General features: G+C 64.2%; 6 protein-coding genes. 5 read left to right on the plus strand and 1 reads right to left on the minus strand.

The window, feature by feature from the left end:
- Window positions 1-16: 16 nt before the first annotated feature.
- Window positions 17-2,788, minus strand: coding sequence for a LuxR C-terminal-related transcriptional regulator (locus QM741_RS12540; RefSeq protein ID WP_415208022.1), 2,772 nt, complete (start codon window positions 2,786-2,788; stop codon window positions 17-19).
- Window positions 2,789-3,169: 381 nt separating this feature from the next.
- On the opposite strand from QM741_RS12540, the gene QM741_RS12545 reads away from it, so the two are divergent.
- The 5 genes from QM741_RS12545 (at window position 3,170) to QM741_RS12565 (ending at window position 11,635) form a co-directional block, all read left to right on the plus strand.
- Complete coding sequence (locus QM741_RS12545) at window positions 3,170-5,632, plus strand: efflux RND transporter permease subunit (protein WP_415208023.1); 2,463 nt, start codon at window positions 3,170-3,172, stop codon at window positions 5,630-5,632.
- Between the two features lie 91 nt (window positions 5,633-5,723).
- The gene (locus QM741_RS12550) at window positions 5,724-7,112 is read left to right on the plus strand and encodes a DUF1329 domain-containing protein (RefSeq protein WP_415208024.1); all 1,389 of its coding nucleotides are present in this window, start codon (window positions 5,724-5,726) and stop codon (window positions 7,110-7,112) included.
- On the plus strand, window positions 7,109-8,083 hold the full coding sequence (locus tag QM741_RS12555; RefSeq protein WP_415208025.1) for a WD40/YVTN/BNR-like repeat-containing protein: 975 nt from the start codon (window positions 7,109-7,111) through the stop codon (window positions 8,081-8,083). The genes QM741_RS12550 and QM741_RS12555 overlap by 4 nt, the downstream gene beginning before the upstream one ends.
- A 98-nt stretch (window positions 8,084-8,181) precedes the next feature.
- Complete coding sequence (locus QM741_RS12560; protein WP_415208026.1) at window positions 8,182-10,116, plus strand: DUF1302 family protein; 1,935 nt, start codon at window positions 8,182-8,184, stop codon at window positions 10,114-10,116.
- Window positions 10,117-10,255: 139 nt separating this feature from the next.
- A complete protein-coding gene (locus QM741_RS12565) occupies window positions 10,256-11,635 on the plus strand; it encodes a DUF1329 domain-containing protein (protein ID WP_415208027.1) in 1,380 nt (459 codons plus the stop codon).
- Window position 11,636: the final 1 nt, after the last annotated feature.

Genomic DNA, 11,636 nt, shown 5'->3' on the forward strand with positions numbered 1-11,636 from the left:
CTTCAAGTTCGGGCATTCAGTCGTGCGTCCCCGACTTCGGCATCCCGAACAGGTTCATGCGGCGCGCTTCGTTGATCGCCTGGGTGCGCGTGGATACGCCGAGCTTGACGAAAATATTCTTGAGATACCATTTCACCGTATCCAGACTGATCGACATCACGCGCGCGATTTCCTTGTTCGCGCGTCCCTGGTCCACGAGTCTCAGCACCTCCGTCTCGCGCGTGGTGAGTTCCATGGCGTGCGCGTGACGCCGTTCCCTGCCCGGTATGCCCAACTCCGGATGCCGGCTGATGGTCAACAGCTTTTGCGCGACGGTATTGAATCTCAGCTGGCCGACGTCGCCTTCGATTTTCCGCCGCGCCTTGTCGCGGACACGGTCCAGAATTGCGATCAGGCGATAGCCTTCGTCCAGGAACGGCCGCACCATGCCGCGCGGCACCGCTTCGGTCAGCGTGGAAAGAAGGAGCTGCTCCGCATCGAAGGCCTGGCGGTGCTGGTCCAATGTGATCGCCAGGAGGATCTGCGCCAGCCACTGTTGTTGCCGCCAGCCCGACTGGCTGCAGATGGCGATTTGCTCGCGCAGGATGCGGATGGCCAGCGCCGGACTGCCTCTCGCGCACAGCAGGCGGGCCTTGGCGAAGCGGATGTACGCCTGGATTTCGTCGCTCGTGCCGGGCGAGCCGTCGGGAGGAGCGCAGCGCGCCTCGACTTCGCCGAGCATCTGTTCGGCGCCGCGGATGTCGCCGTCGAGGAGCTTGACTCGAACGCGTTCGCAGACGACGGCGACGGTGAGCCTGTCGAGCGACAGGGCCTGCGCAGTCTCTTCGCCTTCCTCCAGCAGCGCCAGGGCTTCCGCGTCCCGGCCTTTCTGCAGCATCAGACGGCAGCTGGACAGGTAGGTGGCGAGATAGAAATCCACCACGCCGCCTTCGAATCCGAGAAATCGGCTCTCGTTGAGCAGACGTTCGGCGTCGACCAGATTGTTCTCGTCGTAATACAGCTGGCCGAGCAGGGCGGAGGCCAGTTTGGCTGCGTTGGACTGGCGGCCGGCCGTGTCCTCGGCCACCTTCAGGGCATCGGCGAACTGATGCTTGGCAAGGTCGAAATCCCCCGACCGGTAATGGGCGATACCCTGGAAACAGCGTCCGTAAACGCCGCTGAAAAGCCCGTGCGCGCTGTCCTGGTAGTTGCGTGCCCATTGCAGCAGGCTTGCCACCTTGGAGAACTGGCAAGTGTGGATGTAGCGGTAGGCGAGGATGTTCGCCGCGACGCCGACCGACCAGGGCTGATAGTCCGCGACATTGCCCAGACACGGCGTCACGAGCTTTTCGACCGTTTCGATCTGGTCGGCATAGACCGCGGTGCAGGCGCGGACCACGTCGGCTTCACCGAGCAACTCGTTGCGTTCCAGCTCCTCCATCGTCGCCGCCACGCGCTCGACGTGCCATAGCGCTTCGGAAGCCTCCTGCGGCCGGTGCGTCAGGCAATTCGCCCAGGCGATCGCCATCTGCAGGCGCGGCCGGTCGAACAATATCGTGCGCGGCAATTTGCCGACGAGGTTGAGCAGGGACGACATGTAGCTGTGCTCGACCAGCGGCATGGCATCGCGTTCGACCAGGTCGGCGGCGCGCTTCGTGTCGTCGGCGAGCAGGGCGTGCTCGACCGCTTCCAGCGTCTGCCCGTGCGCGCCGAACCATTCCGAGGCTTTCACGTGCAGATCGTGGATCGAATCCCCGTGGAACTGGCGCAGGCGGCGTTGCAGGAATCGCGCGAACATGTGGTGGTAGCGGAACCACTGGCGGTCCTCGTCCAGCGGCAGCAGGAACAATTCCTGATGCTCCAGCGCATCGAGCATCGCGGCGCTGTTCTTGCGGCCGGTGACGGCCTCGCACAATTCGTCGGAAAGCCGTTCGAGGATCGATGTCTTGACCATGAAGTCGACCTGGTCGGCAGGCAGTTTGCTCACGACGTTCTCGGAGAGGTACTCGCCGATGTCGGTCGCCGACCCGGAGGTCCAGCTGACGATCCGGTCCTGCAGGCTCGAGCCGAGCAGCGACAGCGAGGTCAACTGCAACGCCGCGGCCCAGCCTTCGGTGCTTTGCCAGAGCGCCCTCAAATCGTCGTCGCGCAATTTGAGGCCCTTGGCGACGGTCAGATACGCCTTGGATTCCTCCAGGTCGAATCGCAACAGGGAGGTATCGATTTCGACGAGCTCGCCTTGCACGCGCAGACGGGTCGAGGGCAGGTTGAGCCGGGTCCGGCTGATGACGACGATATGCACGTTGGGCGAACTGCGCGTTATCAGCAGGTCGAGCGCGCTGTGGACGGCTTCGTTGGTGATCAGATGCCAGTCATCGAGAAAGAGGACGAAGTTTCCCTCGAGGACGGAAAAGTCGTTGACCAGGCCGTCGAGCACGAAGTCGACTCCGCTGCGCGGATTCGCCTCGATGACTTCGTGCAGCCCCGAGCCCAGTTCGGGATCGGCCACGTGGATCGACTCGACGAGATAGGCGAGGAAGCGGTTGATGTCGTTGTCCGCCGCATCGATGGCGAGCCAAGACGCGGCGACGCCCGATGCGCCGAGTTCCTCGAACCACTGCGCGGCGAGGGTGGTCTTGCCGTAGCCGGCGGGGCCGTGAACGAGCGCAAGCTTGCGATTCAGGGTTTGCTGTAATGCAGCAATCAGCTTCGGCCGTCGGATCAGCGCCCCGCGATTTCTCGGCGGACGCAGTTTGGTCGTCACCAATGGTTTCTGGCGCACACCCGAGGTCTTCGTGGTGTCTTTCATGGTCAGCTGGTCCCTCGTGAAGGTTCGCTCCCTGAACTGCTTCACTCCCGTTCTGTTTTTGTTTGCCGCAACTTACTCCACCCGAACTCCGGAAGCGATTTACCCATAGGTGTGGTTCGCAGGGCAGGCGGCGATCTATAGGCTTCCGCGGTGCCAAGTGCGACGCCGCGCGCCGTTACGGGGATATTGATCGAAGTCGGGATTACAGGCGAGGCCGGGTTTTTTTGCAAGAACGCCGCCGACTTTTTTCAATACCGCATTCCTGCGCGCCGCTATTGTCGCCGCCTATGGCCAGATGGGTGAAACAACCCAGACACAAGAATCGGGAGGGCAAATGCGAGTCGACGCAGCAATGATTCCGTTGCGGAAGGGGAGTGCGTTTTGAACCTGCGGTCGCGCATGGCGCGCTGGGTCATGGCGCATCGCCGGCTTACCGCGGCGGTTTTTGCCATCGTCACCCTCTTCTTCATCGCCGGCATGACGCGCGTGGAGATCCGCACGGTCTTCTCCGACCTGCTGCCGAAGAACGACCCTTACGTCCAGATATTCAAGAACCATAACAACTTCGGCAACCCGCTGACCGTGACGATCATGGTCAAGCGCAAGTCCGGCGACATCTACAGCGCGCAGACCCTGGCCAAAGTCTGGCAACTGACCCGCGACATCGACCTGGCGCCCGGCGTCGACCACGACCAGATCCTCTCGATCGCGACGGAGAAGGCGCGCTACGCGGAAGCCACGCCGACCGGCATCGACATCCGCCCGCTGATGGGCGACCAGGTGCCCGCCACGGCCGAGGAGATCGGCGACTTCCATTCGCGCGTCGAGCGCAGCCCGAACGCGCGCACGTTCCTGATCTCGCGCGACGAATCGGCGACTCTGATCAATGCGACGTTCATCGAGCAGCGCCTCGACTACGGCGAGGTGTTCAAGTACGTGCAGAGCATCGTCGAGAAGGCGCGCGACGGCGATCACGATGTCTACATGGCGGGCCAGCCCGCGCTGACCGGCTGGATCTACCAGTACGAAGCGCAAATGCTGTGGATCGCGCTGGCCACGATCGGCCTGCTGATCCTCTGCCTCGTGCTCTACATGCGCAACGTCGTCGGCGTGGTCACGCCGATCGTGACCAGCGCGGTTGCGGCGATCTGGGGTTTCGGCTTCGTCGGCTGGCTGCGCTCGCCGATCGAGCCGCTGCTGATGGTCGTGCCGCTGCTGCTCGTCGCGCGCTCGTTCTCGCACTGCGTGCAGTTCACCGAGCGCTATTACGAAATCTACGCGCACGTGAAGGACCGCGTGAAGGCGGCCGAGATAACGATGGGCGTGATGATGGCACCCTCGGTGCTCGGCATCTTCACCGACATCGTCGGCATCTTCCTGATCGCGATCGCGCCGATTCCGGCGATGGAGCGTTTCGCCCTGTTCTGCGGCTTCTGGGCGATCTGGCTGATCCCGACCGGCGTCATCCTGATTTCGCTGCTGCTCGCCTCGCTGCCCGCGCCGAAGAACGTCGACCGGCTGATCGGCAAGGGCAAGCCTGGCGGTCTCGACCACGGCTTCCAGGTCTTGCTGCGCAACACCGCCAAGCTGTCGTTCGGACGCATCGCGCCGATCTCGGCCGCGATCGCGGCGATCGTCGCGATCGGCGCGACCTACACCTTCCTGCAGATCAAGATCGGCAATCCCGCCGAAGGCAGCGACCTGCTCTGGCCGATCGCCGAGTACAACCGCGGCGTGGCGACGATCAACCAGAACTTCCCCGGCGTCAACACGCTGGAGATCGTGCTCGAATCGAAGGACCAGAAGCAGGGCAACCGCCTGATGCACCAGGCCGATGCGGTATTGACCATGCTGCGTCTGCAGAACCTCATGGAGACGGGGCCCAATCCCCCGCGCGCCACGCTCTCGTTCAGCGACTACCTGATGGAAGGCAACCGCCTGTTCGCGGGCGGCAATCCGAAATGGCTGCCGCTCGACGACGACGACAAGGCGGCGAACGCGGCGGCCAACGCGGTGCTGATGGGTACCAGTTCCAAGGCCTACTCGAACGTGATGGACTTCGACCAGCAGAACGGCACCGTCTCGCTCTGGTACAAGGACAACAAGCAGGGCACCGTCGACGCCGCGCTCGCCGCGGCGAAGAAAGCGGTCGACGCCGTCGGCGTCGACCACCCCACCTTCAAGGTGCTGCTCGGCTCGGGCACGATCGCCCTGCAGCAGTCGATGAACAACGTCGTCGAGCATTACCACTGGGTCATCCTCGGCCTGCTCAACCTGGCGATCTTCCTCGGCTGCAGCTTCGCCTACCGCTCGTTCGTCGCCGGCGTCATCCTGCTGATCCCGGTCAACTGCGCGAACTTCATCCTCGGCGCGGGCATGCACCTGATCGGCATCGGCCTCGACATCAACTCGCTGCTCGTCGCCTGCGTCGGCGTTGGCGTCGGCATCGACTACGGCATCTATCTGCTCTCGCGCCTGTGCGAGGAATACCACGCGCATCCGGGCGATTGGGGCAAGACGATCACCGCGGCGCTGACCACGACCGGCAAGGCGATCATGTTCACCGCCTCGATCATGGTGATCGGCATCCTGCCCTGGTACTTCCTGTCGAGCCTGAAGTTCATGGCCAATATGGGCCTGCTGCTCGTGCTGACGATGATCATCAACATGGTGCTCGCGCTCGTCCTGCTGCCGCTGCTCGTCTATCTCGTCAAGCCGAAGTTCGTCAGCCGCACCGACCTGCTCGTCGGCGAAGGCGTCGACCTGTCGGCGTACACGGCGGACGAAGGCGAGATTTACGGCGACACGCCGGCCGGCCGGTCGACGGCGCCCGCATCGACCTGACCAACCTGTTCCACACCGCGCGCTTCGCGACCACCGCTTCACGCATTCGCGCATCCACGGCGCAAGCCGAACCAGTAACGAGGAGAGACGTATGCACATCAAGAAGTTCGACTTCGATTACGGACGCAGAATGCTCCTGCAGAAGGCCGCGATTGGTGCCGGAGCCGGCGTACTGGCGCCGCTCTGGCCGCACATCGCCAACGCGGCCGACGCGAGCAAGGCCTACCCCGACGAATTGCTGCACATCGAGGCCTACACCAAGGGCAAGGTGAAGCCGGGCGACGTGATCACGGCGGAAAACGTGGAAGCCGTGAAGGACCTGCTCGATCCGATCGCCTATCAACAGGTCAAGACGATGGGTCGCCGCATTCACATCGTCGAGTCGACGAAGGACGTCAGCAAGCTCTTCCCGTACGAATACCTCGAAGCCACCGTGCGCAACAAGGGCAAGGCCAAGTTCGACACCAACGGCAACGTCGTCACCGACGCCGGCGAACCGTGGATCGGCGGCCTGCCGTTCCCGGATGCGAAGGACGGCAACGAAGCGATGGCCAACCTGACCCTGAGCTGGGGCCGCCACGACTATTCGCAGTACGCCGTCCGCGACTGGGACATCGGCCCCGACGGCGGCACCGCCTACCAGTACGACTTTCCCTGGTGCGAACTCAACTGCACCGCCCGCGCCGACGACAAGGTCTGGGAAGGCAAGAAGGACATCCTGCGCTACCAGACCGTGTTCTTCACCGCGCCGAACGACACCGCCGGCACGTCGTTCCTCAGCATCTGGAGCTATGACCAGCGCAAGTTCCCCGAACTGAAGGGATACCTGCCCGCGTTCAAGCGCGTGCGCGACTTCCCGACCAATCAGCGCTTCGAGCCGCTCGTCCCCGGCATCACGTTCTTCCTTTCCGACGCCTGGGCCGCGGGCGATCCCATGCTGACCTGGGGCAACTACAAGATCGTCGAGCGCAAGCCGTTCCTCGGCTCCATCGGCTCGCGCAATTTCATGGGCGGACGCGGCGGCAAGCTCGACAACTACGAGCGCGACGTGCATGGCGGCGCGAAGAACCAGACCTTCTTCGACACCTTCATGGAACTGGTGCCCGAAGTGCTCGTCGTCGACGCCGAGCCGACCGGCTTCCCGCGCGCGCCGGTCAGCAAGAAGCGCGTGTGGATCGACGCGCGCAACATGATGTACGTCGCCTACAACACCTACGACCGCCGCGGCGAGCTGTGGAAGTCGTTCGAGCCGGGCTACGCGCAGTACTCCAACGAGCACACCACCGTGCAGGACGGCAAGCATCCGGCATGGTCGTGGACGCACGTCTTGAGCCACGACATCCAGTCCAACCGCATGAGCCGCTTCGTGCAGGCGCGCGAAGTCGCGGGCGGCTACAAGAGCCAGTACGGCACGCAGGGCATGGACGTGTACAACAAGTTCCTCACCGTGCAGGCGATCCAGCGCCTGGGTTCCGCATGATCGCGATGCCGCGCATTCGCGTGCTTGCCGTGACGTGCGCCGTGCTTCTCGGTGGCGCCGTCTCGGTGCGGGCCGCCGAAACGGAGGCCGGTCCGGTCGCCGACGTCTCCTCGGGCACCGCCCACCAGGCGTTGTTCGCCGTGGCGTTCGACGGCGCCAACGGCGTGGCCGTCGGCGCGAACGGCGACATCCGCGAATCCGGCGATGGCGGCAAGACGTGGAAAGCCGTCGAATCGCCGGAGCACGCCGCCTTGTTCGGCGTGGCCTTCAACGCCAAGCGGGCGATCGCGGTCGGCCAGAAAGGCGCGATCGTCGTGCGCGACGAAAAAGGCGCGTGGAGTGCCGTCAACCAGACCGTCAGCAAGGAACGGCTGCTGGCGGTCTCCATGAATGGCGCCACGGCGATCGCCGTCGGTTCGTTCGGCGCTCTGCTGCGCTCGACCGACGGCGGCGCGAACTGGGAATCGGTCGCGCCGAAGTGGCAGGACTATTCGAGCGACGGCGCCGATCCGAACCTCTACGCCGTGCATGTCGGCGCCGATGGCACCGTCACGGCCGCGGGCGAATTCGGCATCGTCGCGCGCTCGACCGACGGCGGCGCGACCTGGGAATCCAGGCACAAGGGCGAGGCGACGCTGTTCGGCCTGAAGTTCGGCGCGAACGGCGTCGGTTATGCCGTCGGCCAGGACGGCGCGGTGATCCGCACCGCCGACGGCGGCGCCACCTGGAACGACGTCGACACCGGCGTCAAGACCAACCTGCTCGCGGTCGCGCTCGCCGCGGACGGTTCGATCTACGCGACGGGCATGCACGAACTCTTCGCCGGTCGCGACGACGGCAAGCCATGGGAGCGATTGACCGCCTCGGCGGATGGCGGCGGCCTTTGGTACACGGGTCTTGCCGCCGCGCCCGGGGCCAACGATGTGGTCGCGGTGGGACAGACCGCGCACATCCTGAAATTGGGCAACTGAAGCTGGGCAGCTGGCGGCATCCAAAGAGGCGGGCCGCCGAACCGGCGAGCCGTGCCGAATAACGATCTACTACCGATTGCTTGTTGGAGGAGAACAGTATGAAGTCGCAGAACAAGATAGCCGTGGGACTCGGTGCGTTGAGCCTTGCCATCGCGCAATCGCTCGCGGCCGCGCCCGCGTCGGATTCTTCGGCCGATCCGGCCACGACGTCTGACGCATTGAGCGATAGCGGCAGCGGCAGCGGCGGCGGCGGATCGTCGGGCGGTTCCGGCGTGCAATTCGGTGGATTCATCCGTTCCGAAACCGCGATCAACACCAAGGAATCCAACCCGTACAACCAGCTAGGAATGCGCCAGAACGGCGTGCCGATCGAGCGCGTCAGTCCGATCGCGACCGACACCGTCACGCGCAACGGCGGCAGCGACGATGCCCGGCTCAACCTGCAGGCCTTCCGCGCGCAGCTGGATGCGACCATGCACTTCAACGACGCGTTGACCGGCGTCATCAAGCTGCGCGCGCTGTACGACCCGGACTGGTACGACAATTTCGATCCGGGTGCGGTGAACAGTCATTCCATCGGCTACGTTTACGGCGAGCCGAATCTGTACAAATACCACACGGCGGGCAACGCGCGGCCGAACCCGCTGGAATGGTCCGGATCGAGCTACATGATCGACCTGCCGGCGTTCTTCCTCGAATACAACCAGGGGCCGCTTGATGTGCGCGTCGGCAATCAGCAGATCGCCTGGGGCCAGTCGCTGTTCTTCCGCGTGCTCGACGTGCCCAACGGCCTCGACCTGCGCCGCCACTCGATCATCGACTATGCGCCGGAAGAGTATTCCGACAAGCGCGTGCCGTCCCTCGCCGTGCGCGCCTCGCTGCAGTTCGACAACGGCTGGCTGATCGACGGCTTCGTGGAAAAATTCCAGCCTTCAATCCTCGGCAATCCGAACACGCCCTATAACGTCATTCCCTCCCAGTTCACGATCCATGATCTCTACGCGCAATACGACGACAAATTCAACGAGGGCATCCGCGCCAAGGGCACGGTCGGCGATCTTGGCCTGCAGTTCATGTATGCGCATCGCTACAATCCCGATGGCGTCTACCGCTGGACTCAGTCGGGTGTGAATCGCGATATTCCGGGCCTGCCGGGTTCGGGCGCGTTGATGGCCTGTTCCCCGTTCGAGGTTGATCCGAGCGGCGTATGGACGTCGAACGAGTGGTTCTATTCCGCCGCCAGCGCACGCCTCAACGGCGTGCAGGGATTGAACGCGGCGATCAATGATTTCGCTTGCTCGCAGAAGCTCGGTGCTGTGCCCGTGCCGAACTACCAATACGCCAGCGCGGAGTTGAATCAGTTCTTTCAGCTTGCCGGCGGCTTGCTTAGCGGCCAGTCCGCGGGCGGAATGCGTGGCCATCTCGCGCGTGACTACAAGCAGGAAGACAACATCGGCGCCGGCCTTACCTACACGTTCTCCGGCGCGCCCGGTTCGCTGACCGACCAGTTGATCCTGAACTGGGAAGTCATGTACACGCCGAACCGCACGTTCACCGCACCCGACATCAACGTCAACTTCCTGAGGACCAACGAGTGGGTGTCGAACATCTCGCTCGAGAAATACCAGCGCTTCTCGGAAAACCTGCCGGCCACCTATCTCGTCGCCGAGTTCATGTATAAGTCGAAGAGCGATCTGTTCGGGCGCTACATCGGCAGCCGCGACGGCGGCGGCTACAGCGGCACCGAGTTCGCGAACGCGACCGGTTACAGCGGCGGCTTCAAGGCGCTCGTGCTCGCGGCCCAGCAACCGTTCCCGAACCTGGTCTGGCGTTTCGACTTCGCGGTGCTCTACGACCTGCAGGGAGGCGTGCTGATCCAGCCGGCCGTGCGCTGGAAGCCGAGCGGCAACTGGAGCGCCGAGTTCTTCTACAACTACATCAATGCGCGCCTCGGCGGAAACCAGAACAAGAACATGTTCGGCAGTCTGGAATTCGGCAACGAAGTGTCGGCGCGCGTCACCTATCAGTTCTGACCGAGGGAAGGCCGGAGCGGCGGCAGTCGTGAGCCTGTGCGGAGCGGTGCGCATCAGGGGACGGCGGTGGCATGCCGTCGCTCCTCGCAGTCACCTCGATTTGCACGGGAATCAAGTTCGAAATCGTAAAGAAGGGCGCATGCGTCCAATCCGTTATCCGCGTTCCTACAGCCGCCGCACGTTTCTGGAAAAGCTCGCACGCGGCGGTGCGGGAGCGGGTGTGCTGATGCCGTTGTGGCAGGCGATCGACGCGCACGGCGAAATCGAGAAGGCCTATCCGCACGAGCTGCTGTCGATCGAGGACTACACGCACGGCGCGATCGGCACCGGCGACGAGATCACGGCGGCGAACGTCGACAAGGTGAAGGATCTGCTCGAACCGGTGCGCTACGAGCAGATCGCCAAGCTCGGCCGCCGTCTGCGCGTGGTCAAGACCACGACCGAGCTGATGCAGCTCGGACCGTGGGAATATCTCGAAGCGACCGTGCGCAATCGCGGCCAGGCGCAGTTCGACAAGGACGGCAACGTCGTCACCAGGGACGGCAAGCCGTGGATCGGCGGCAATCCGTTCCCCGACGCCACCAGTGCGATCGAACTGTTCGCCGGACTGACCCTGAGCTGGGGACGGCACGACGCCTCGTTCTACGCGGTCAAGGAAACCGACCTGATCGAAGACGGCACGCCCGCCTACGAATACCAGTCCGGCTGGGCCGAGATGCAGCCGGTCGCGCGCGTCAGTCTCGATCCGAAGCCGTACTGGCCGGGGCACGACGACAAGCTGCGCTACCAGTCCGTGTTCTTCACCTCGCCGCAGAACGCGCGCGGCACTTCGTTCCTCAACATCTGGCCCTACGATCAGCGCGAGATGCCTTACCTGTGCGGCTATCTGCCCGAGTTCAAGCGCATCCGCACCTACCCGACCAACCAGCGCTTCGAAGGGCTGATGCCGGGATCGAATCTCTATCTCTCCGACGCCTGGGCGGCGGGCGATCCGCTCTACACCTGGGGCAACTACCGCGTCGTCGGGCGCGGGCCGTTCCTCGCCGCGGTGTCGGGCAACTGGAACGGCGCGCATCCGAACTGGGAGCACGCCACGCACGGCGGCCCGAAGGGCAAAACGTTCTGGGACACGAAGGTCGAGCTCGTGCCCGAGGCGATCGTCGTCGAGGCCGAGCCGGTCAGGTTTCCGCGCGCGCCGGTGTCGAAGAAGCGCGTCTGGTTCGACGTGCGCACCGGCCTGCCGATCGGCATGGTCTCCTACGATCGCCGCGGCACGCCGTACCGCTCGTTCGACGGCGCCTATGCGCTGTATCAGGACGGCGACAAGCAGTTCAACGACCACAAGCATGCGTACTGGTCGTGGGCGCACGTGCACGCCTTCGACATGCAGACCGGACGCATGACGCGGCTGGAGCAGGTGCGCGAGCTTCCCGGCGGCTATCGCACGAGCGCGAACGATGCGGCGATCTACGAGAAGTATCTGACCAACGCCGCGCTGATGCGCCTCGGCGCGGCCTGAC

It is taken from the genome of Rudaea sp. (assembly GCF_047601565.1).
GTDB lineage: Bacteria > Pseudomonadota > Gammaproteobacteria > Xanthomonadales > Rhodanobacteraceae > Rudaea.